19 protein-coding genes are annotated in these 20,772 nt (G+C 69.8%); 12 read left to right on the top strand and 7 right to left on the bottom strand.

Features of this window, described 5'->3' with window-relative positions:
• The coding region (locus tag AC1DXK_RS00735) for a carboxyl transferase domain-containing protein (protein WP_477296392.1) at positions 1-280 on the top strand (280 nt) is incomplete at its 5' end.
• Between the two features lie 35 nt (positions 281-315).
• Here AC1DXK_RS00735 and AC1DXK_RS00730 read toward each other — a convergent pair.
• The 3 genes from AC1DXK_RS00730 to AC1DXK_RS00720 all read right to left on the bottom strand — a co-directional run bounded on the left by AC1DXK_RS00730 (position 316) and on the right by AC1DXK_RS00720 (position 2,521).
• The gene (locus tag AC1DXK_RS00730) at positions 316-777 is read right to left on the bottom strand and encodes an ABC transporter ATPase (protein ID WP_457104413.1); all 462 of its coding nucleotides are present in this window, start codon (positions 775-777) and stop codon (positions 316-318) included.
• Between the two features lie 61 nt (positions 778-838).
• Complete coding sequence (locus AC1DXK_RS00725; protein ID WP_457104412.1) at positions 839-1,390, bottom strand: TerB family tellurite resistance protein; 552 nt, start codon at positions 1,388-1,390, stop codon at positions 839-841.
• Between the two features lie 210 nt (positions 1,391-1,600).
• Complete coding sequence (locus AC1DXK_RS00720; RefSeq protein WP_457104411.1) at positions 1,601-2,521, bottom strand: metallophosphoesterase; 921 nt, start codon at positions 2,519-2,521, stop codon at positions 1,601-1,603.
• Positions 2,522-2,702: 181 nt separating this feature from the next.
• On the opposite strand from AC1DXK_RS00720, the gene hemC reads away from it, so the two are divergent.
• On the top strand, positions 2,703-3,626 hold the full coding sequence (gene hemC, locus AC1DXK_RS00715) for a hydroxymethylbilane synthase (protein WP_457104423.1): 924 nt from the start codon (positions 2,703-2,705) through the stop codon (positions 3,624-3,626).
• A 268-nt stretch (positions 3,627-3,894) separates the two neighbouring features.
• Here the strand turns inward: hemC and AC1DXK_RS00710 are convergent, their stop codons facing one another.
• The 3 genes from AC1DXK_RS00710 to AC1DXK_RS00700 form a co-directional block, all read right to left on the bottom strand.
• Positions 3,895-5,583 carry a methyl-accepting chemotaxis protein gene (locus AC1DXK_RS00710; RefSeq protein ID WP_477296389.1) on the bottom strand — a complete coding sequence of 563 codons (1,689 nt, stop codon included), beginning with the start codon at positions 5,581-5,583 and terminating at the stop codon, positions 3,895-3,897.
• A 536-nt stretch (positions 5,584-6,119) separates the two neighbouring features.
• Complete coding sequence (gene hslV / locus AC1DXK_RS00705; RefSeq protein WP_457104422.1) at positions 6,120-6,647, bottom strand: ATP-dependent protease subunit HslV; 528 nt, start codon at positions 6,645-6,647, stop codon at positions 6,120-6,122.
• 131 nt (positions 6,648-6,778) lie between these two features.
• Complete coding sequence (locus AC1DXK_RS00700; protein WP_457104421.1) at positions 6,779-7,549, bottom strand: SGNH/GDSL hydrolase family protein; 771 nt, start codon at positions 7,547-7,549, stop codon at positions 6,779-6,781.
• 393 nt (positions 7,550-7,942) lie between these two features.
• On the opposite strand from AC1DXK_RS00700, the gene AC1DXK_RS00695 reads away from it, so the two are divergent.
• A complete protein-coding gene (locus AC1DXK_RS00695; protein WP_457104410.1) occupies positions 7,943-9,169 on the top strand; it encodes an MSMEG_0565 family glycosyltransferase in 1,227 nt (408 codons plus the stop codon).
• Positions 9,170-9,367: 198 nt separating this feature from the next.
• Positions 9,368-9,667, top strand: a complete 300-nt coding sequence (locus tag AC1DXK_RS00690; RefSeq protein ID WP_457104409.1) for a hypothetical protein — start codon at positions 9,368-9,370, stop codon at positions 9,665-9,667.
• A gap of 77 nt (positions 9,668-9,744) precedes the next feature.
• On the opposite strand, the gene selB is transcribed toward AC1DXK_RS00690, so the two are convergent.
• Positions 9,745-11,685, bottom strand: a complete 1,941-nt coding sequence (gene selB / locus AC1DXK_RS00685) for a selenocysteine-specific translation elongation factor (RefSeq protein WP_457104420.1) — start codon at positions 11,683-11,685, stop codon at positions 9,745-9,747.
• Positions 11,686-12,044: 359 nt separating this feature from the next.
• On the opposite strand from selB, the gene AC1DXK_RS00680 reads away from it, so the two are divergent.
• The 8 genes from AC1DXK_RS00680 (at position 12,045) to AC1DXK_RS00645 (ending at position 20,769) form a co-directional block, all read left to right on the top strand.
• On the top strand, positions 12,045-13,562 hold the full coding sequence (locus AC1DXK_RS00680; RefSeq protein ID WP_457104408.1) for a CYTH and CHAD domain-containing protein: 1,518 nt from the start codon (positions 12,045-12,047) through the stop codon (positions 13,560-13,562).
• A gap of 693 nt (positions 13,563-14,255) precedes the next feature.
• The gene (locus tag AC1DXK_RS00675) at positions 14,256-14,717 is read left to right on the top strand and encodes a tellurite resistance TerB family protein (RefSeq protein ID WP_457104407.1); all 462 of its coding nucleotides are present in this window, start codon (positions 14,256-14,258) and stop codon (positions 14,715-14,717) included.
• Positions 14,718-14,823: 106 nt separating this feature from the next.
• On the top strand, positions 14,824-16,113 hold the full coding sequence (locus AC1DXK_RS00670) for a Zn-dependent hydrolase (RefSeq protein ID WP_457104406.1): 1,290 nt from the start codon (positions 14,824-14,826) through the stop codon (positions 16,111-16,113).
• Between the two features lie 97 nt (positions 16,114-16,210).
• Positions 16,211-17,494, top strand: a complete 1,284-nt coding sequence (locus AC1DXK_RS00665) for a beta-ketoacyl-ACP synthase (RefSeq protein ID WP_457104405.1) — start codon at positions 16,211-16,213, stop codon at positions 17,492-17,494.
• Positions 17,491-18,258, top strand: a complete 768-nt coding sequence (locus AC1DXK_RS00660; RefSeq protein ID WP_457104404.1) for an SDR family NAD(P)-dependent oxidoreductase — start codon at positions 17,491-17,493, stop codon at positions 18,256-18,258. Before AC1DXK_RS00665 ends, AC1DXK_RS00660 begins: the two co-directional genes overlap by 4 nt.
• Before the next feature lie 30 nt (positions 18,259-18,288).
• The gene (locus AC1DXK_RS00655) at positions 18,289-18,579 is read left to right on the top strand and encodes an SH3 domain-containing protein (RefSeq protein ID WP_477296384.1); all 291 of its coding nucleotides are present in this window, start codon (positions 18,289-18,291) and stop codon (positions 18,577-18,579) included.
• Between the two features lie 8 nt (positions 18,580-18,587).
• Positions 18,588-19,610: a zinc-binding dehydrogenase gene (locus AC1DXK_RS00650; protein WP_457104402.1), complete on the top strand. Its 1,023-nt coding sequence runs from the start codon at positions 18,588-18,590 to the stop codon at positions 19,608-19,610.
• A 142-nt stretch (positions 19,611-19,752) separates the two neighbouring features.
• Complete coding sequence (locus AC1DXK_RS00645) at positions 19,753-20,769, top strand: lipid A biosynthesis lauroyl acyltransferase (protein WP_457104401.1); 1,017 nt, start codon at positions 19,753-19,755, stop codon at positions 20,767-20,769.
• Positions 20,770-20,772 lie beyond the last annotated feature (3 nt).

Genomic DNA, 20,772 nt, shown 5'->3' with positions numbered 1-20,772 from the left:
GAACTACGCTTGGCCGACCGCGCAGATCGCCGTGATGGGTGCCAAGGGCGCCGTGGAGATCATCTTCCGCAGCGAACTGGGCGACCCCGAGAAAATCGCGGCCCGGACCGGGGAGTACGAGGACCGCTTCCTGTCTCCGTTCGTCGCGGCCGAGCGCGGCTACATCGACGAAGTCATCATGCCTCACTCAACCCGGCGCCGGATCGCCCGGGCGCTCGGCATGCTACGCACCAAGAAGATGGAGCAACCCTGGAAGAAGCACGACAACATCCCGCTCTGAACCGGAATCGCCGGCCGGCGGCTTGCCGGCCGGCCTCAGCTGCGGTCGCTGTTCTCGATGACCGCGCAGAGCGTCAGCGGCCCCTTGTCGGGTGAGATCATCGACGAGCACGTGACCCGGGCTCCGCCGAGGTCAACACTGCTGTGGCGCAGCTTCGTCGCGGTCGCCTGGGCGCGATGCGCCGCTTCGGTGATCACCGCAGCGTCAATGCCGGTGACCGCGTGCCCGGCCTGCCCAAACAGGTCGTAATAGCTGTCCGGCGGATTGGCGCCGCGGAACTGCGCACCCAAGGACGACAGGTCGGGGATGCCGCAGGCCAGCGTCAGGGTCATGTCCGAACCGACCGTGAAACTGGCGTAGTCACTGCGGCGCTCGGCGGTCTTGGCCGCTGTCTCAGACGTTACCCTGGCGACCAGGGCATCACACGATTGCGCCCGGGCGGATTCGGCACCGGCCGTCAGGGCGGTCAGGATGAGAATAGGCAGAAGCGCGCGCATCACGGCGATCTAGCGCGAGACCGCCGAAAAACGAGCGGCGCGGCATCGTTCCCCGATCGGATCAGACGGCTTCGCCCCGCCGCTCCAGGTTTCGGCCTTCACCGGCGAGAAGGCGGCGCTTCAGGCGCGCAATCCCCTCACGCTGCAACTCGCTGGGCGGCGAGTGGGCTCCGGCCACATGTTTCAGCATGGCAATCAGCGCGGTCCGCTCGGAAAGCGTCAGTGCGTCGCGCAGCAGCGGCGCCAGCGCGTCGGCGACCTGCGAGAACGGAAGCCGCGCATGCGTGTAGCCCCAGGCGCGCTCGAAAGTGGCCGAGATCCGGTCCACCTCCAGCGGCGTCTCCATGTATTCCAGGATTCGCGTCTTCTCGCTGGCGGTCAGCGTGCTGCCGGTTCGAACGATCTGGATCATCAGGATGACCGCCGCCAGACGCGGGTCGCGCACGCGCTGCAGCGGCGTTCCGACGAGTCCCGCCAAGGTCGAGAGTGCCCGGCGCTGGAGGCCCTTCGTGTCCCGGTCGACCGCCTGGAGACCTTTGACGGTCCCGTGCACCCGCAAGATCCAGAACAGTCCTGCGGCGATGATGGCGATGAGGCCGAGCAGGATCGGCATGAGCGTCCCCTATCGAATCGGTACGGGACCGTCCCATGCACGACATTGTGTGTCAAATCGACGCGCATGCTATTTGTTTGCTGGAAATTTTCTTAATAGCATCCGGATTTTAGGATGAACTGCTTGCGGATGCCACACGTATACTTTCACAGGCGGCATCCGCGCGTCCCGCCCGAGCGCTGGGACCGGGAACGCATCGGGCTCTACTGCTCACGTGGCGGCCGGCGAGTCGGCACCCGGCCCGAGTTCCAGGAAGACGATCTCCGGTGGGACGCCCATTCGCACCGGGATCCGGCTCATCCCGAAGCCGCCGGAGACGATCATGTGGCGACCGTCCTGCACGACGTGTCCGTAGGAATAGTCGTGCCCCTGGACCTTCCGAATCGCCGGCGCGTGGCCGAGCAGCCGGATCTGGCCCCCATGGGTATGCCCGGCCAGCGTCAGGGAAACGCGGTCGGGCACGGCCACGAAGATGTCGGGCTCATGCGCCATCAGGATCACGGGGGCCGTGTCGGTGACCGCCGCAAGGGTCCGCGGCAGGTCGGCCAAGCTAAACGTGTTCCAGGCGTGGAAGAACGGCTGCTGATCCCCTAGTCCGGCCAGCCAGAACGGACGTCCGTCCTTCTGCAGGCGCACGGCCTGGTTCTCCAGCACCGGGATACCCTGCGCCTCCAGAAGGCGGCGGACCGCCGGCACGCCGCGACCGGACCTCTGGACCGCGTCATCGTCCCACCAATCGTGATTGCCCAGGATCGCGTGCGTCCCGAGGGGCGCCTTGAGTTCGGTCATCATCCGGGCGAACTGGCTCAGCGGCAGCTTGCGCCACGCGATCCGCCCGGCCGGATAATCGCCGAGCAACAGGACGAGATCTGGCTCGAGAGCGTTGGTGGCCTCGACGATCTGCGCCACGCGATCGAACGGCATGTACGGCTCGCAGATGTGAAAATCCGCGAGCACCGCCACTCGCAACCGGAGCGCCGGATCCCAGTTCGGCAGGTCGGGCGCGTAGGACGTGACCACCAGCCGGTGCATCGGCTCGATGTCGAAGGCGTAGACGCCCGTTGCGGTGGTGAGGCCTGCACCCGCGACGAGCCCGGTCAGGAATTGCCGTCGGCTCGGCAGGATCAGCATCGCGACAACGCCTGTGGACTCGGGGACTGGCTCCTGTCCCGCTAGGCGGCCAGTCCGGCGAAAGCGGGGCGGGATTTCAAGGCGGCGCTATGACTGTCCGAAACTGCCAGAGGGACCGTGGCCTGTCGCCGCGCGCAGTCTATAAGGCAGTGTCGTGGCCCACGAAGCGATCCGGAACCAGATGTTGAACCGCCCTCTGCGCATCGGCACCCGCGGCTCTCCGATGGCGCTCGCGCAGACCGGCATGGTGCGCGACCGGATCGTGGCGGCCAATCCAGGATTGGAGACCGAGCTGGTGGTTGTCACCACGGTCGCCGACAAGATCCTCGATCGGCCCCTCTCGGAGATCGGCGGAAAGGGCCTCTTCACCAAAGAGCTTGAGCAGGCGCTGTTCGCCGGCGAAGTCGATGTCGCCGTCCATTCGATGAAGGACGTCGAGACATGGCTCCCGGAGGGGCTCGCCATCGCCTGCATCCTCGAGCGCGACGACCCGCGGGACGCGTTCCTGTCGCCGCATGCGGACGGGCTTGCGGGGCTGCCGGCCGGTGCCCGGGTCGGAACGTCTTCGCTGCGTCGCGGTGCGCAGGTGCTGATGCGCCGGCCCGATCTGCGCGTGGTCCCGCTGCGCGGCAACGCCAACACCCGGATGCGCAAGCTTGAGGCCGGCGAGTGCGACGCGACGCTGCTCGCCCTGGCGGGACTCCAGCGGCTCGGACTGGAGGGCATGGCCCGCAGCATCCTCTCCGTTGAGGACATGCTTCCGGCGGTCGCCCAGGGAGCGCTGGGGATCGAGTGCCGCTCGGATGACGCCGCGATCCGCGACCTCCTGGCACCCATCGCCTGCGCCCGTACCACCACAGCGGTCTCGGCCGAGCGGGCGCTTCTCGCCGAATTGGACGGATCCTGTCGGACGCCGATTGCCGCCCTGGCGCAGATCGACGGTGAAACTCTGCGGATCGACGGCCTGCTTTTCCTGCCGGACGGCAGTCGGCATTGGTCGGCGTCCCGGCAGGGTCCGGCGGCCGAAGCGGAACGGATCGGCCGTGAGGCGGGCGCGGCCCTGAAGGCGGCGGCCGGGGACACCTACACCCGCCACCTGCAGTGATTCGTGGCGGTGCGCGACGGCGCCTGATCGCATCTCCGCGAACCGGGCTTCGCACAGGCGGCCTTTAGATCTGCGCCCGCGGGTCGGGCGTTCGCGGCGACAGGCTCGCGAATCGGCTCGAAGGGCGCCGTCCCTGCGCTATCCGCTGTGGGATGTGCAGGAGCGCCTCCCGGAAATACGAAGCGCGGGCCGATTTTGAACGCCTTCGCCCGATCGGCTTCCGTCGACGGCAGCGTCTCAGTTGCGTGGGCGCGCGGTCATCCCGGCCCTAAGCGGCCCGCACCGTTGCGTGGAAGCGGCCGACTTCTGCGGTCAGGGCGTGGGATTGCCGCGACAGCTCGGCGGCGGCGCCGAGAACCTGGCTGGCCGCGGCTCCGGTCTCCTCCGCCGCGCCGGCGACGCCGGAGATGTTGCTCGTCACCTCGCCGGCGCCGAGGGCCGCCTGCGCGACGTTGCGGACGATCTCCTGGGTGGCCGCGCCCTGCTGCTCCACCGCGGCGGCGATCGAGGTCGCCACGCCGCTGATCTCCCGGATCCGCTCGGTGATGCCGCCGATCGCGGTCACCGCCTGCCCGGTCGAGGCCTGGATCTGGGCGATCTGGCCGGAGATCTCCTGGGTCGCCTTCGCGGTCTGCTCGGCCAGGGCCTTSACCTCGGCGGCCACGACCGCAAARCCCTTGCCSGCGGCGCCGGCGCGSGCCGCCTCGATGGTGGCGTTGAGGGCCAGCAGGTTCGTCTGGCCGGCGATGKTCGAGATCAGGCCGACSACGTCGCCGATCCGCGAGACGGMGGCGCTCAGCTCCTGCACGCGGGCGCTGGTCTGATCGGCGTCRGAGACGGCGCGCTGGGCCAGATGCGCGGAGCCGTCCACCTGCCGGCCGATCTCCTGGACGGAGGARCCGAGCTGCTCGGCSGCYRCCGCCACGGTATTGACGTTGGAGGCGGCTTCCTCGGCGGCGGCCGCCACCGTGGTCGACTGGCTCGACGTCTCGGACGCCGTGGCCGACATGGCCCGGGCGGTCGCCTGGAGTTCGGTCGCCGACGATGAGACCCGCCCGACGATCCCGCCGACGGCGCGGTCGAAGCTGTCGGCCAGTTCGACCATGGTCCGGCGTCGTTCGGCCGCGGCGGCCGCATCGGCGATCCGCTTCATCTCGGCTTCCTCTGCGGCCTTCTTGGCGACCATGGCCTTGATGCCGTCGACGGCGCGGCCAACCGCACCGATTTCGTCGCCGCGCTGCGCTTCCTGGATTTCGGCTTCGATCTCGCCCCGAGCCATCCTTTGGAGCACCGCGACAAGCCGAGCCAGAGGCCGCGTCAACATCGCGAAGACCAGGAAGGCCAGAAGCGCGGCGATGACGACGCTCGCGATGCTGCCGAGGAAGCTCGCGAGATAGGCCGCGCTGAACGAACGCGCCTGCTCGGCGCTGCGGGCGGTGAGAAGATCCCGTTCTGCTGTTTCGGTCTCGGCGATCTGCGCGCGTAAGGCGTCCATGGACGCCTTTCCGGCTCCGCTGGCCTCGAATCGGCGCGCCTGGTCGAGGTTGCCCTCCGCGACGAGGGCAATTGCTTTCGCGGCGATCTCCTTCGACCAAGTTTCCGCGGAGTGGTTCACGGCCTCCAGACGACCTTGTTGAGCGCCGTTATCCGCGGTGAGCGTCTTTGCGGCCTCCAGGGCGATTTTGTAGGCGGTCTGCCCGCTGCGGAACGGGTCGAGAAACTTCGGGTCGCCGGAGATCAGGTAACCGCGCAGGCCGGTTTCCTGGTTGACCATCGACCGCGCCAAGCCATCGAGGGCGGAGATGACCTTGTAAGAATGCTCGGTTTGGTAATTCACGTGCTGGATCGACGCGAGATGCGTGTATCCGATTGCGCTTATGCCGATGGTGACTGCAGCCAGCGTGCCGAAGGCAGTCGAAAGTTTCGTGACGATACGGACATCGTTGAGCGAGCGCATGGAATAGTCCTGACGTCAGTCTTCTTTTGGGTAAATTTTGAAATCGCAAATTTATTAATCGATGCTGTGTAAATTTTCCATTACTTTCCGCGTTAAATCTAAATATCGCCCCGACGTGAGCGATATAAAATTGTGATGCCGGTACGACGTCTGTTTTGGATCAATCAGATCGTTTTTAGGCGATCAAAAATCTGATCAATACCAATATGAATACCAGGTCCGCACTTAATATTTCTCGATGGCAGGAAGCAAGTTTGTTTCTACGGTTCGGAATGACTCAAAAACATCGAGCCCGACTGGCGCACGATCTGGCCGATGAAGATCTCGCTGTGCGGCCCAGTGCGTGGGATTTCCGGTCCCCAGGGGGGGCAGGCGGTGCGGAGCGCGAGCGCCGCCGCCCGCGCACGCCTGTCGCGCGTCGCAAGCGCTTCGGAACAGTCGGAGCGGGGGCCGACGCCGATGGGGCAAGTCAGATTCGATTGGGAAGCAGGGCTGAAGTGACGCGCAGATGGCCCGCGCGACCCAAACCGAGGGGGTCAGGCGTCCAGCGCCTCGATCACGAGGTTGCCGTTGGTGTAGACGCAGATCTCAGCCGCGATCGCCATGGCCCGCCGCACGATCGCCTCGGCGTCGAGGTCGCCGTCCTCGAGGGCGCGGGCGGCGGCCAGGGCGTAGTTTCCACCCGAGCCGATTGCCATGACCCCGCTCTCGGGCTCCAGCACGTCCCCCGAGCCAGATAGGAGCAGGCTGACCTCACGATCGGCGACGAGCATCATCGCCTCGAGCCGGCGCAGATAGCGATCCGTCCGCCAGTCCTTGGTGAGTTCGACGCAGGCCCGTGTGAGCTGGCCTGGATACTGCTCCAGCTTGGCTTCGAGACGCTCGAACAAGGTGAAGGCGTCGGCCGTCGCGCCCGCGAAACCGCCGATCACCGAACCCTTGGCGAGACGGCGGACCTTGCGGGCATTCCCCTTCACGATGGTCTGGCCGAGGCTGACCTGACCGTCGCCACCGATCACGACCCGGCCGCCCTTGCGCACCATCAGGATCGTCGTCGCGTGCATCTGTGGGGGCGTGCCCCGGTCGTCGTACCTGAATGCGTCCTGGCTCAAGATTCGGCTCCGCTCTCGACCGCGCCGAGATGGGGAGCCTCGCCGGCCGAGTCCAGCGCGACCGTGGAGACGGCGGACACCCGCTATTCCGCGACCGCCTCTGTGGTCCGCACGGGTCCCGCATCCTGCAGGATCGACTGTGCCGCCGCCTCCGCCAGGAGGGCATAGCCGCGATCCGCCATGTGCAGGCCGTCGGAGGCGAAGAGCTGCTTCGTGGTCAGCCTGCCCTCGCGCACCCACCCGTGCATGAGGTCGGCTCGGCGAATCACCGGGACATCGAGTTCTTCGCCGATGCTGCGCACCGCATCGAGGAAACGGGAGGCGCCCGGCGTGGCCTCCAGCTTCGGGCACCATTGCGGTTCCATCAGCACCACATCGATGCCGGCCTCCCGGATCCGCCGGATCGCCGCGACCGTGACGTCGCGGAAATGATCGATCGCCACTCCACGCAGCGGATCGTTGCTGCCGGTCTGCCAGATCACGAGTTGGGGCTCGGCTGCGATGACGTCACGGTCGAGCCGCGCCAGCATGTCGTCCACGTGCTCGCCGCCGATGCCGCGATTGACGACCGCCACATCCATCCCGTGCAGCCGCTTGCGCAGGTCCATCTGAAGGCGGGCGGGATAGGTGTTGGCCGGGCTCGATGCGCCGACGCCTTCCGTGGAGGACGAGCCGAAGGCCACGATCTTCAAGGGTGCGCCGATGGCGATCTGCCGGGCAACATGCGGCAGATCCGGGCTCGTGCCGAGGTCGAGGCCCAGCATGTCCAGCGATTCGGGCAGGAGGTCCGCGTAGGCGAGGACCGCCGTCGGCAGGACCAGCAGCGCCCCGAGCAGCCCGAGGCGGCGCAGCATCGTGCGGGCGGGGCGCTTGGCGACGGCAGTGTTCGGCGACTGGGACACGGGACGGACGGCTCCAGATCTCGTGAACGAGAGATACAATCTGACACACGGCCCTGAAAAGAGCGGTTCCGTGCCGCGTTTGAAAAGAAAGTGAATTCGTAACACAAAATTAGGCGCCAATGCGGTGGCGGGGCTGGCGCTGATGTCCGGGGCGGATGTGCATGGCTGCAGCGTGCCGCTCGGACCCGCCATATCGCGATCCAGCCATTCCGCGGCGTCGGGAGCCTCACGCGGCACGAACCATGCGACCGGGATACCGCGGACCTCCGGAGGGCGGCGGGGACCGTGGTCGGGGCCTGCGGGCGCGCGCCCCCCGACCGGCTGCGGGCCTCGGTGAACCGTCCCATGGTCGGCCGCTTGCGCATCGCGATCCTCACGCACTCGACCAATCCGCGCGGTGGCGTGGTGCACGCCCTGGCTCTCGGAGAGGCCCTGTGCGGCCTCGGGCACGAGGCGGTCGTCCATGCCCCCGACCCGACCGGGCGCGGCTTCTTCCGGGCGGCGCGCTGTCCAGTGATCTCTGTCGCGGCCAAACCGGTGGCGGGACCGGCCTCCGCGCTGGTCGGCACCCGCATCGCCGACTACCTCGCGCATTTCTCGACCCCGGCGGCCTGCGACTTCGACGTCTTCCACGCCCATTGCCGGATCAGCGGCAACGCGCTCGCGACCCTGACCCGGCGCCGCCTGATCCCGGGCTTCGTGCGGACCGTCCACTACATCGACACCTTCGCCGACCCGCAATTGGCGCATTGGGAGGAGCGGGCGATCGTCGATGCCGGGCGCCTGCTCTGCGTGAGCCGGACCTGGGCCGCGACTCTGGCGGCCGAATACGGTGCCCGGGCCGACATCGTCGGCAACGGCGTGGACGGGACGACCTATACGCCCGATCCCGGACCGGAGGACGATGGACTCCGCCGGCGTCTCGGCCTCGGCGGCGGCCCGGTCTTCCTCAGCGTCGGCGGCTTCGAGCCACGCAAGAACACGCTCGCGATCATCGAGGCCTTCGCGATCCTACGACGGGCCTGTCCCGCCGCGCAGCTCGTCGTGGCCGGCGGCCCCACGCTGCTCGAGCAGGCCGGCTACGCCGCCCGATGTGCCGCGGCCCTCGAACGCGCGGGGCTCGAAGTCGGACCCGGCAGGCCGGTGATCCGCACCGGCCCCGTGGCGCAGGAGGACATGCCGGGCCTCTACCGGATCGCCGACACCCTCGTCCTGCCTTCGCTCATGGAGGCCTACGGCCTGTGCGTGCTAGAGGCCATGGCCTGCGGCACCCCGGTCATCGTCCCCGCCCGGCCGCCGTTCACCGAATATCTCGCCCCCGGCGAGGCCCTGTCGGTGAACCCGGAGGACACGGACGCCATCGCGGCGGCCATGCGGGTCAGCCTGGAGCCGGGTCGGCGGGGCCGTCTGCGCAATGCTGGTCGCGAGGTCGCCCGCGCCCATGTCTGGGAAGCCTGCGCGGCGCGTCACCTGCCGACCTATGCCGAGCTCGTCCCCGGGACGCCGCTGCTCGTGCCGGCTGCCACCGGTGCGGCGGCCTGGAACACGCTGCGGATCCCTGGCGAGGCCTGAGATGCGACCCCCATCCGCAGGCCGGACGGCTGTCGCGGCTCCCGCCGATTGCCGGATTTCGAAGGATCTTCCGACGGCGCGGATCGTTGCGGTTCCGGACGGCACAGCCAGACGCCCCTTGCGGTGAACAGCGTCCGGGCGTGAGTCCCGGCGCCGGGATGTTCGAGCCGGCCGATGGCGGGGAGGCAGACTCGGGCGATGATCACGCGCATCGCGGCGGCCCTCGTTCTGGCGGTGTCACCGGCGGCGGCGCAGACGCGCCCGTCAAGCACGGCCATGACCTGCCAGCAGACGATGCGTCTGGTCCAGATGCGGGGTGCCCTGGTTCTCGGGACCGGCGGCATGACCTATGACCGCTTCGTCCGCGACCGCTCGTTCTGCGAACCCACCGAGGTCGCCAAGCGCGCGTTCAGGCCGACCCGAGACAACCCGAACTGCCTGATCGGCTACACGTGTTACGAGCCGGGTGCCGGCGACTGGTTCGGGGCGGATTTCTAGACCGCTGAAGCGTCGACCTGCCAGCGCTTCAGCAGGCTGAACGGTTTCGCCGGACCGAGCGCCGCTCCGCTGCAAGACTAGCGCGCATCTGGCCCCGTCCGGCCGGATTCGAGGCCCACGATGACCCGGCGATCGCCGGTCCGACGGGTGAAGCCCGTTGCGTCGAGGTGTTCGAGGAGCGGAATCGAGAACTTCCGCGAGATTCCGAGCGCCGCGCCGGCCTCCCGGGCCAGGAAGCCGGTCTCGGGGGTCCCGGCCTCGGGAAAGGCTTCGACGAGGCGGCTCTTCGCGCCGGCCACCGCGTCCCGGTGGAACAGCACGGCCCGGCGCTGAACCCGGTCGACGGCGCGGATCACCGTGCCGGCTCCTACCAAGTAGGTGAGCGCCTCGCGGCGCCGGACGTCCCGGCCGACGGCCTCGGGTTCGTCGGGTGGATTGAGGCCGGCCCGGCGAAACACCTGCTCCAGCCGGCGGGCGGCCTCGCTCTCGTTACGGGCCGGATCGAAATCGGTGCGGCGCCACAGGGTGCCGGCCTGGACGACGGCGCCCGCCATCGCGAGGTCCCGCAGGACCGCGCCCGTCACCGCCTCGGGAATCGCGAGCGTCCGGGCTAAGCGCTCCAGGGCGATGCCGTGCTCCATCGGGTGATCACGATGGTGATGCGACAGGCTGGCGAGGGTGCCGGCGCGCAGGGCGTCGAAAGCCGGAGCCCCGATCTGGCGGTCGCCGACCGTGCGGGCGCCGGACGCGGACAGCAACGGCTGCACCCGGTCCGGCGCCAGGCCGGCAAGCCGGGCGAGTTCGAGCAGCTGCGCTCCCGCAGCTCCCAACTGCCCCAGGCGCACCGCGATCACCTCCGCCGGCCGCCCCGCTGCGAGGGCGGCGAGATCGGCCATGACCCGTGGTTCGTGGCGCCGCCGGCGGCGGCTCGCCGGATCGAGGATGCGCCCACCCGCCACGGTGGCCGGCGGCGAGTCGAGCCGCAGCACGAAGGGCTCCCGCGCCGGCACCGCCACCGGCTCCGCGAGATGCAATTGAGCCTGCGTGCTCGCCCCGGGCTCCAGTGCCTCGCGGTCGAGCAGGCGCAGACGGGCCTCGACCTCGGTGGTCCCGAACAGCAGGCGACAGCCTGTGCCCCCCGCCAGAGCGGCCGCGGCGCTCGCGGCCGCGGTGATCGACACGTCGAGCCAGGCGCTGGGAGCCAGGAGGCCGGGCAGCGACAGCGCCTGCCCACGGGCGATCTCGTCGACCCCGATGCCGCGCAGGGCGACTGCCGTGCGGCGGCCGGGCGCAGCCTGCTCCACGGGCCGACCATGGATCTGGAGGCTTCGCACGACGGCCGTGCGCCCACCGGGGACGATCTCCACGGTATCGCCGACGGCGAGCGGCCCGCGTCGCAGCGTGCCCGTGACCACGGTCCCGAACCCGGAACGGGAGAAGACCCGGTCGACAGGCAGGTACGGGAAGCCGTCATCCCCGCCCGGTTCCGCATCCTCCAGCAGCGCCGAGAGCGCCGCCGCGAGTTCGGTGAGGCCGGCGCCCGTGACCGTCGACGTGGCGATGACCGGGCTGGCCTGGATCCCGGCCCGGGACGCGGCGGCGGCGATCTCCGCCGCCCGCGCCGCGACCGTCTCGGGAGCCGCCAGATCCGCCTTGGTCAGCGCGAGCACGCCGCGGCGCACGCCGATGAGCCGGGCGATCTCGAGATGCTCCACGGTCTGCGGCTTGATGCCCTCCTGTGCGTCCACCGCCAGCAGCACCGCCCGCATCCCGGTCGCACCGGACACCATAGCGCGGACGAAGCGTTCGTGGCCTGGCAGGTCCACGAGGTCGATCTCGCCCCGCTCGGATGTCAGCAGCGCGAAGCCCGGTACGATGGACACGCCGCGGGCGCGTTCCTCCTTCAGTCGGTCGGTCTCGATGCCCGTGAGCGCACGCACCAGCGCGGTCTTGCCGTGATCGACGTGCCCGATCACGCCAACGAGGAGTGTTTTCAAAACAGTCACCGACCGGACCATCTCCACGATGCCGCCGTCCACCCGGGGCGCACCGCTCGCTCGGAAGGGGGATCCGCCGCACCGGCGCTGCAGCGCGCCGTGAGCCGCCAGACGGTCGGAGCCGGGGCGAGCGAGGCAGAAGGATTGTGGACAACTTGTCTTGCCACGCCGTGCCGTTTTGGGAAAGCGCGATTTTAACGCAGTGCAGCATCCCTCGGATGAAGCCGACCGCTCTGTCTCGGCTTGACGCCGCAGGCGCCGCCGCCTTTGCTGAATGCGGTGCGTCGGACGGTCACGCCCCGATGCCGCTCCCGCGTGGCTCGATGCGACCGAAGAAGATGCCTGCATCGTTGGGCGAGGCAGGTCACGAAGAGGAGCATATGAGCGACACCGAAAGCCATGCCGCTGCTGAACCCCGCGAGGTCGAGTTGAAGCTCGATTGCGCCGGTCCGGACCTGACAGCGCTCGCGTCCCATCCACGACTGGAGCACGCATCCGCGAACGAGCCGGAACTGCTGGTCACGACCTACTACGACACGCCCGACCGTGCCCTTCGGGAGGCGGGCCTGACGCTGCGCGTCCGCGCCAAGGGCGGCCGGTACATCCAGACCGTGAAGGCAGGGGGCGCCGGGGTCGGCCTGTTCGATCGGGCGGAGTGGGAGACCGAGATTGCCGGGGAGGCACCCGATCCCGCGGCCTGGGCCGACACGGCGGCCGAGGCGGTCTTGCAAAAGGCCGATGCGACGCCGGAGCGGCTGTTCGCCACCGTGGTGATGCGGCGTGAGATCCCGGTGGAGCAGGGCGACTCGCGCGTGCTGGTGACGCTGGACGAGGGCCGCGTGGAAACGCCCGCCGGCGAGGCGCCGCTCTGCGAAGTCGAACTGGAACTCAAGGACGGCAACCCCGCCGACCTGTTCGTACTTGCCCAGTCTCTTGCCGAGACCGTGCCGCTGCGCCTCGGGGTCAAGGCCAAGAGCGCCGTCGGTTACGCCCTGCTCGAAGGCCGTGCGCCGGCGGTGGTGAAGGCCGAGCCGGTGGCATTGCCCGACGGGGCGACCGCCGGAGACGTCTTCCGCTGCGTGGCGCGCGCCTGCCTGCGCCACATGCGACTCAACGAGACCGCGTTCCTGGAAGGCGGTCGCCCGGCCGAAGCCTTGCACCAGATCCGCGTCTCCCTGCGACGTCTGCGCTCGGCGCTGTCGCTGTTCGCACCCATGCTGGGGGGCGATACCCGGGCCGCAGGCTTCAACGACGAGATCAAGCGGGTGACCGAACCCTTCGGCCATGCCCGCAACCTCGACGTGTTCCTCAGCGACACGTTGCCGAATCTCGCGAAGGACCGTCCCGACGAACCGGGCCTGGAGGCGTTGGGCAAGCGGGCGGAGGCGGAGCGTGCCGTCGCCTACGAGGCCGTGCAGGCAACCCTGGAGAGTCCCCAGTGGCGCGGGCTCATCATCGACTTCGCCGGCTGGATCGAGACGGGGGATTGGGCGGCGCAGCCTGATGCCGCCGTCGATGGGCGCCACTTCGCCGCGCAGGTGCTCGACACGGCGCGCCAGCGGCTGAAGAAGCGCGGGCGCGGCCTCAAGCATCTCGATGCGCATACCCGCCATCGGGCGCGGATCGCCGCCAAGAAACTCCGCTACGGCGCGGAATTCTTCGCAGGGCTTTACCGGAAGAAGAAGGCGCTGCGCCGGCAGGACAAGTTCGGGGCCGCGCTGTCGGACCTCCAGGACCATCTCGGGGCGCTCAACGACCTGGAGACGGCCCGCGCGATGACCGAAAGCCTGTCCGGGCCGCCGATGCCGGGGCCGGACGCCCCCGGCGCACAGAAGTTGCTCGAGGCCGCGGCCGACGCCCGGTCCGAACTCCTCGACGTGAAGCCGTTCTGGCGCTGATGCGCGACGCGCCGCCATGCCGGCCCGAAACCGGGGCGGCATGGCGGCATTCACCGGACCTTGCGCCCGGGCGCCGGCAGGGCGCGCGTATGAGGTACCCCGACAGGGTCGAACTGCTGGTGGCGGTCTTCCCCGCCGATGCCTCGTCCGTGGGGTCATCCAAGACGAGGGTCTCAACGCCGGACTGACCGCGGCATCCCGCGGCGTCGTGATGGCGTGCGTTCCAGCAGCCATCGTCGAAGGTGCGGATGCGCTCGTCATGGGCGAAGCCTGCGCCCGGGCCACGCGCATCGTCTCCGACGGGATGAATGTCGACCGGCAGATCAGAGTATTCGACGCTGCGCGGAGGTCGGTAGACAGGAACGCGCCGCGACCCCGGCGGTCAGGGTCCATCGGGCGGCCGAAACCGCCGCCGGTACGAAGCGCGGGCCTGGGGGGCGCCCGAACTTCGCTCCGGCGGCGTGACGACGGACGCGGACCCGGCTGAGGGGGGATCGTCGGAGCCGCGTTCCATCGGTCGCGCATCAAGACGCGGACGGCACACAAAGTCGCACGCTCATGTTGCCGAAGGATGTCTGGCTGACGGGGCCGCGTGGGGTTAAGGCCCTTCGCGAAGGGACGGGTTCCCTCCGCGCCAGCCTCTGCTATCCCTGGTGTCTCCGCAGCCCCCGATCCCTCGGCCGATCCTCCGGAATGAGCCTCCTGCGCGACCTTTTCGGCCATGTCGGCCGTACCGTGACGGCCTATGCCGGCGACAAGGCTCTGATGCTGGCGGCGGTTTCGTCCGCCGCGAACGTCATCGTGGCGGATGGCGAGGTCGCCGGCCCGGAATTCGACGTGGCCCTGCACGGCCTGAAGGCCGACCCGGTCCTGATGAAGGGCTACGACGCGCTGATGCTCGAGACCGAACTCTACGAGGGTATCGCCCGGGCGCGCACCCGGCTGGGCCGGGCCGAGAACCTGCGCCACGTCGCGGCGGTCGCCGAGCGGCCGCAGAGCCAGCGGGAGAACGTCTTCCTGATCGCCGCGGACGTCGCCGATCAGGACGGGATCAGCAATATCGAGGCGAGCGCCCTCGGCGAGATCGCCGTCGCCCTCCGGGTCGACGCGATCGGGCTGCTTCGCGCCAATCCGGTGCGGCGTCCGCTCACCTGACAGGCCGGATTGGCATCGCCGTTGCTCGCCCGAGGGGACCCGCCGGCTTGGCGGCCCCCTCCCAACAGACCCCGTCGCACGGCGCTCCGCCGTCAGAGGAACCGGCATGGCCGAGATGAACCTGAGCAAGAACCACAACCTTCGCGCGAACGCGGCGCGGCTCTGGGCGACGATCCTGGAAACCGCGGCCTTCGGCGGCACGCCGGCCGGCGGCATCAACCGCCTGACGCTCTCGGCCGAGGACGGCCGGGTGCGCGACTGGTTCCGCGATGCCTGCGAGGCCGCCGGCTTGACCGTCTCGGTGGACGCCCTCGGCACCCAGTACGCCCTCCGGCCGGGCCGCGACATGAGCCGCAAGCCGGTCGCCTTCGGTTCGCACCTTGATACCCAGCCGACGGGCGGCAAGTTCGATGGCGTCCTCGGCGTCCTGGCCGGCCTGGAGGTGATGCGCAGCCTGAACGACGCCGGTCTCGAGACCGAGGCGCCACTGATGGTGGTCAATTGGACCAACGAGGAGGGCTCGCGCTTCGCCCCTGCCATGATGGCCTCGGCGGCCTATGCCGGGGAGTTCACGACGGATGAGATCCTGGCCAAGCGTGACGCTGTCGGCACCACGGTGGCCGAGGCCCTCGACGCCATCGGCTACCGCGGGGTCGAGGCCGTGGGCACCCGGGAGATCGGCGCCTTCGTCGAGCTGCACATCGAGCAGGGGCCGATCCTGGAAGCCGAGGGCAAGACGATCGGCGTGGTCGAGGGCGGCCAGGGCATCATGTGGTTCGACGGCGTGATCACCGGCTTCGAGAGCCATGCCGGCACCACGCCCATGCCGCGCCGCCGGGATGCGCTGCTCGCGCTCTCCGAGTTCGCGCTCGCGGCCGAGCGGATCGCCCTGGCGCATGCGCCCTCCGCGGTGGCCACGATCGGCGAGGCCGCGATCCTGGCGCCATCGCGCAATGTCGTGCCGGGCCGGGTCGCCTTCACGGTGGACGTACGCGACCCGCGTTCCGCGACCCTCGACGCGATGGAGGCGGCCCTGCGCGAGGCGGCCGTCGAGATCGCCGGCCGTCGCCGGCTGGAGATCGCCCTCAACCGGATCTGGCGGAAGGAGCCGGTCCCGTTCGATCCCGCCATCGTGGCGGCGATCGACGCGGCCGCCGAGAGCCTGGGGCATGCGCGGCGCCGGATCATCTCGGGCGCGGGGCACGATGCCTGCAACCTCGCCGGGAAGGTCCCCGCCGCCATGATCTTCGTCCCCTGCAAGGACGGGATCAGCCACAACGAGGCGGAATCCGCCACGCAGGCCGACTGCGCGGCCGGTGCCGACGTCCTGTTGCAGACGGTGCTGAGCCTCGCCGATGCGCCCCTGCCGGAGGGCGCCGGTCCGTCGCAGGCGTGACCGCTTACCGATGGTCCCGCTCCGCCGCGCGCGGGGCGGTGGCGGGATGCCCCGTCCGGAGGTGTACCGGGGCGGAAAATCCCGTAAGGACCGGTCCATGAGCGCGCGATCGTACCGCGACGCCAAGGGCCGGCCGCTCGTCGCGGTGACGGGCATCGGCGTCGTCTCCTCCCTCGGCCAGGGACAGGCGGATACCTGGACGGCCATGACCGCGGGCCGGTCGGGCATCCATGCCATCGCGCGCTTCCCCACCGACGGCCTGCGCACGCGGATCGCCGGGACGGTCGACTTCCTCGACACTGATCCGCTCGTGGCGCCGCTCCTGTCGGAACGGTTCGCCGCGGTCGCGGCCGAGGAGGCGGTCGCCCAGGCGGGGATCGGCACGCGCGGGGATTTCCCGGGGGCGCTGTTCATCGCAGTCCCGCCGGTGGAGATGGAGTGGCCCCAGCGGCAGGCCCTGGCCGCGGCTGCGGGCGGCGACGGTCCGGTCGACTATGCCGGTCTGCTCCGGGCTGCGGCGACGCGCCGTTTCGATTCCTGGCACGACCTGTTCATCTTCGGCACCGTCGCCGACCGCATCGCCGACCGATTCGGCACCAAGGGCTCGCCGATCTCCCTCTCCACCGCCTGCTCCTCGGGGGCCACCGCCATCCAGCTCGGCGTCGAGGCGATCCGGCGCGGGGAGACCGCGGCGGCGCTGTGCATCGGCACCGACGGGTCGGTGAATCCGGAATCGCTGATTCGCTTCTCGCTACTTTCGGCGCTCTCGACCCGCAACGACGATCCGGAGGCGGCCTCGAAGCCGTTCTCGAAGGATCGGGACGGCTTCGTGATGGGCGAGGGCGCGGCGGCCCTGGTCCTCGAAGATATGGGCTCCGCCATCGCCCGGGGGGCCGCAATTCTCGGCTACGTCCTCGGCTGCGGCGAGAAGGGCGACGGCTTCCATCGCACCCGCTCCAGCCCGGATGGCGCCCCGATCATCGCGGCGATCCGCGCGAGCCTGGAGGATGCCGGGCTCGGGACCGAGGCGATCGACACCGTCAACGCCCACGGTACCTCGACGCCGGAGAACGACAGGATGGAGGCCCTGGGGCTCGGCGCCGTGTTCGGCGACCGCGCGGCCACCCTGCCGGTGACCTCCATCAAGTCGATGATCGGTCACACCCTCACCGCCGCCGGCGCCATCGAGGCGGCGGTCTCGGTGCTGACGATCCGCCACGGCCGCATCCCGCCGACCATCAACCACCGGGTGCCAGACCCGACCATCGCACTCGACGTGGTCGAAACGGCCCGCGAACTGCCGGTACGGACCGTGCTGTCGAACTCGTTCGGGTTCGGAGGCCAGAACACCTGTCTGGTCTTCGGCGCGGAACCCGCATGAGCGCCGCGGCCGAATCCCGCCGGGTCCTCGTCACCGGCGGCGCGTCCGGGATCGGCGCCGCCATCGTCCACGGCCTTGCCCAGGCCGGATGGAACGTCGACTTCACCTATCGCGCGTCGGGCGACGCCGCGCAGACGCTGCTGGAGACATTGCGCGCGGCCTATCCGGACCGCGCCTTCACGGCCCACGCCCTGGATCTTGCCGACAAGGCGGCGCTGGAGCGCTTCTGCGAATCCGCGGAGGCGACGGGCTATTACGGCCTGGTGCACAATGCCGGCCAGTCATGCGATGCGCTCGCCGCGATGCTCGACCAGGAGCGGGCCGAAGCCGCCATGCAGGTCAACTTCTTCTCGCTGACGCGCCTCGCCAAGGCGCTCCTGCGGGAGATGACCCGGTCGCGCGCGGGCCGAATCGTGGCGATCGGGTCGGTCGCCGCCCTGCGCGCCAATGCCGGCAACGCCGCCTACGCGGCGACCAAGGGCGCCCTGATCGCGTATTGCCGCACCCTGGCGATCGAGACGGCCAAACGCGGGGTCACCGTCAACGTGATCGCGCCGGGCTTCGTCGACACGGCCATGATGGCGCGTTACGCCGCCTATCGGGACGGGATGGAGCGCCAGATCCCCGCCGGCCGGTTCGCGCGACCGGAGGATGTCGCGGCGCTCGCAACCTTCCTGATGGGCACGGGGGCTTCCTACATCACGGGGACCGTGCTGCCCGTCGACGGCGGCCTGACCGCGATGATGGGCATCCACCGGTCCTGACCGGTGCCGCCGAACCCGATGACCTTGCCGATGCGCCCGAGCTTCGCCCTCCTCATCGTCCTCAGCGGCGCGGCTCTGATCGCCCCGGGGCGCGCCTGGGCCGAGCCGGAGGCCTACCGGATCTCCGGGCTGCCGCCCGGCGAGCCCCTGAGCATCCGGGCGGAGCCGGATCCGGCCGCCGAGCAGATCGGGGAGATCCGCGCCCGCGCCCTTGTCTTCGGCTGCACCAACGAGACGCCGAGCCGCACCACGTGGTGCCGGGTGAAGGCCGGACGTGTCCTGGGCTGGGCGCGGCGGCGATATCTGGCGCCGGAGCGATGAGAGACAGGATGCGAGCCCTCCAACTGTTCGGCGACCGCGATCTGCGCCTGACCGAGATCGAGGCGCCGCCCGCGCCGGGTCCGGGCGAGGTGCAGGTCCGCATCCGCGCCGTCGGCCTCAACTTCATCGACGTCTGGGGCTTTCGCGGGATGGCCTTCGCCAAGCGAAAGATGCCGCTCATCGTCGGGGCCGAGGCGGCCGGGCGCGTCGAGTCGGTGGGGGAGGGCGTCACGACCGTCGCGGTGGGCGAACGGGTCGTGCCGTACGGGGCGATGACCTGCGGCCAGTGCAGGGCCTGCCGCGAGGGCCGGGACAATCTCTGCGAGGACGTTTCCGGCGTGATGGGCTTCCACCTCGACGGCTTCGCCCGGGAACTGGTGACGCTGCCCGCGCGCCTCGTCGTCAAGGTGCCGGACGGCGTCAGCGACACCGATGCGGCCTGCGCCGGCATCGCCTTCGGCACCGTCCAACACATGCTGTTCGACAACGCCCGCCTGGAGCCCGGCGAGAGCGTGCTGGTCCATGCCGGCGGCTCCGGCATCGGCACGGCGGCGATCCGCATGGCCAAGGCGATCGGCTGCACGGTCTACGCCACCGTCGGCGACGACGAGAAGGGCCGCAAGGCCGCCGAACTCGGCGCCGACCACGTCATCAACTATCGCACCGAGCGGTTCGAGGGCGAGGTCCGCCGCCTGACGAAGCGCAAGGGCGTCGACGTTGTGTTCGAGCATGTCGGCGCCGACACGTGGAACGGGTCCCTGCTCTGTCTCAAGCGCGGCGGCCGCCTCGTGACCTGCGGGTCGACCTCGGGCGTCTCGGCCACCATGAATCTGATGCAGCTCTTCCAGCAGCAATACCGAATCACCGGCTCGTTCGGCTGCTCGCTCGCCAATATCGGTCAGTCGCTTGCCAAGATGGCGTCCGGCATTCGGCCCGTAGTCGACACAGTGTACCCGCTCGCCGATTTCACGCAGGGTCTGGAGAGGCTCGAATCGCGCAGCGTCTTCGGCAAAATCCTCGTCAGCCTCTAGCGGGCGCCGTCGCGAACACCGTCCGGAACGACACCGTCCAAGGGCGCTGACGCGCGCATTTCGCGCTGCGGGAGAGATGGCGTAAACGTCGCCGTACGGGTGCGCTGGGGGGCAGCCCGTACCCTACCCCTGGACATCGATCGTGCTGCGTCTGGCCCTCCTGCTGAAACGGTCGTACCCGCGCCTCGCGGGTTTACCCATGATCCCGGTGATCCGGGCCTTGGTCCTGCTCGCGCGCGCCCTCGGACCCAGTCGCTCGACGGCGTTCGGCGCTGCCCTGCTGCGCAGCGTCGGGCCGCTCCTGCCGGCCCATCGGATCGCCCTGGCCAACCTGAGGGCGGCCTTCCCCGACATGCCGGACGCGGAGCGCAGGCGTATCGCCCTGGAGGCGTGGGACAATCTCGGGCGAACGGGCGCCGAGTACGCCCATCTCGATACGCTGTTCGACTACGATCCCGCCGCCACCGCGCCCTCTCGGACCGAAGTTGCGGGGATCGAACACTTCTTCGCCCTGCGCGACGACGGCCAGCCGGGGCTCATCTTCTCCGCGCATCTGGCCAACTGGGAATTGCCGGCGATCTGCGCGGCCCGGTTCGGCCTCGACGCCACCGCGGTCTTCCGGCCACCCAACAACCCGGCCGCCGCGCGCCTCGTCCAAGAGGTCCGCCGCCGGTCCATGGGCGGCCTCGCCGCCTCGAAGCCGGGCGCGGTCTTCGCCATGCGCGATGTGGTCGAGAAGGGCGGCCATCTGGGCCAACTGATCGACCAGCACTTCACCCGCGGCGTCGTGGTGGAGTTCCTGGGGCGCCCCTGCCTCGCAAATCCCCTGCTCGCCAAGCTTGCCCGGCATTACGACTGCCCGGTGCATGGCGTGCGCGTCGTGCGCCTGCCTGCCGGCCGCTTCAGGCTGGATCTGACACCACCCCTCGATCTGCCGCGGGCCGCTGATGGGACCATCGACGTGGCCGGCGCCATGCAGGCGATGACCACCGTGGTCGAGGGCTGGGTGCGCGAGAATCCCGGGCAATGGCTGTGGATGCACCGCCGCTGGCGCCCGGACATGCTGCCCAAGCCGAAGGTCGCACCCGTGCCACTTCAACCGATGGTAGAGGCGTCTCAAGCCAACGTGATTTCACCTCCGGCCTCTCAGGCGGTCTGATGG

Source organism: Methylobacterium sp. P3_A11 (genome assembly GCF_056403155.1).
This window is presented reverse-complemented; position numbering and strand designations above follow the sequence as displayed.

What these genes read in the sequence shown, in the direction of transcription:
- AC1DXK_RS00730 (WP_457104413.1), bottom strand. Translation starts at nt 777, where the DNA reads ATGCGCGCGCTTCTGCCTATTCTCATCCTGACCGCCCTGACGGCCGGT.
- AC1DXK_RS00725 (WP_457104412.1), bottom strand. Translation starts at nt 1,390, where the DNA reads ATGCCGATCCTGCTCGGCCTCATCGCCATCATCGCCGCAGGACTGTTC.
- AC1DXK_RS00720 (WP_457104411.1), bottom strand. Translation starts at nt 2,521, where the DNA reads ATGCTGATCCTGCCGAGCCGACGGCAATTCCTGACCGGGCTCGTCGCG.
- hemC (WP_457104423.1), top strand. Translation starts at nt 2,703, where the DNA reads ATGTTGAACCGCCCTCTGCGCATCGGCACCCGCGGCTCTCCGATGGCG.
- hslV (WP_457104422.1), bottom strand. Translation starts at nt 6,647, where the DNA reads ATGCACGCGACGACGATCCTGATGGTGCGCAAGGGCGGCCGGGTCGTG.
- AC1DXK_RS00700 (WP_457104421.1), bottom strand. Translation starts at nt 7,549, where the DNA reads ATGCTGCGCCGCCTCGGGCTGCTCGGGGCGCTGCTGGTCCTGCCGACG.
- AC1DXK_RS00695 (WP_457104410.1), top strand. Translation starts at nt 7,943, where the DNA reads ATGGTCGGCCGCTTGCGCATCGCGATCCTCACGCACTCGACCAATCCG.
- AC1DXK_RS00690 (WP_457104409.1), top strand. Translation starts at nt 9,368, where the DNA reads ATGATCACGCGCATCGCGGCGGCCCTCGTTCTGGCGGTGTCACCGGCG.
- selB (WP_457104420.1), bottom strand. Translation starts at nt 11,685, where the DNA reads ATGGTCCGGTCGGTGACTGTTTTGAAAACACTCCTCGTTGGCGTGATC.
- AC1DXK_RS00680 (WP_457104408.1), top strand. Translation starts at nt 12,045, where the DNA reads ATGAGCGACACCGAAAGCCATGCCGCTGCTGAACCCCGCGAGGTCGAG.
- AC1DXK_RS00675 (WP_457104407.1), top strand. Translation starts at nt 14,256, where the DNA reads ATGAGCCTCCTGCGCGACCTTTTCGGCCATGTCGGCCGTACCGTGACG.
- AC1DXK_RS00670 (WP_457104406.1), top strand. Translation starts at nt 14,824, where the DNA reads ATGGCCGAGATGAACCTGAGCAAGAACCACAACCTTCGCGCGAACGCG.
- AC1DXK_RS00665 (WP_457104405.1), top strand. Translation starts at nt 16,211, where the DNA reads ATGAGCGCGCGATCGTACCGCGACGCCAAGGGCCGGCCGCTCGTCGCG.
- AC1DXK_RS00660 (WP_457104404.1), top strand. Translation starts at nt 17,491, where the DNA reads ATGAGCGCCGCGGCCGAATCCCGCCGGGTCCTCGTCACCGGCGGCGCG.
- AC1DXK_RS00655 (WP_477296384.1), top strand. Translation starts at nt 18,289, where the DNA reads ATGCGCCCGAGCTTCGCCCTCCTCATCGTCCTCAGCGGCGCGGCTCTG.
- AC1DXK_RS00650 (WP_457104402.1), top strand. Translation starts at nt 18,588, where the DNA reads ATGCGAGCCCTCCAACTGTTCGGCGACCGCGATCTGCGCCTGACCGAG.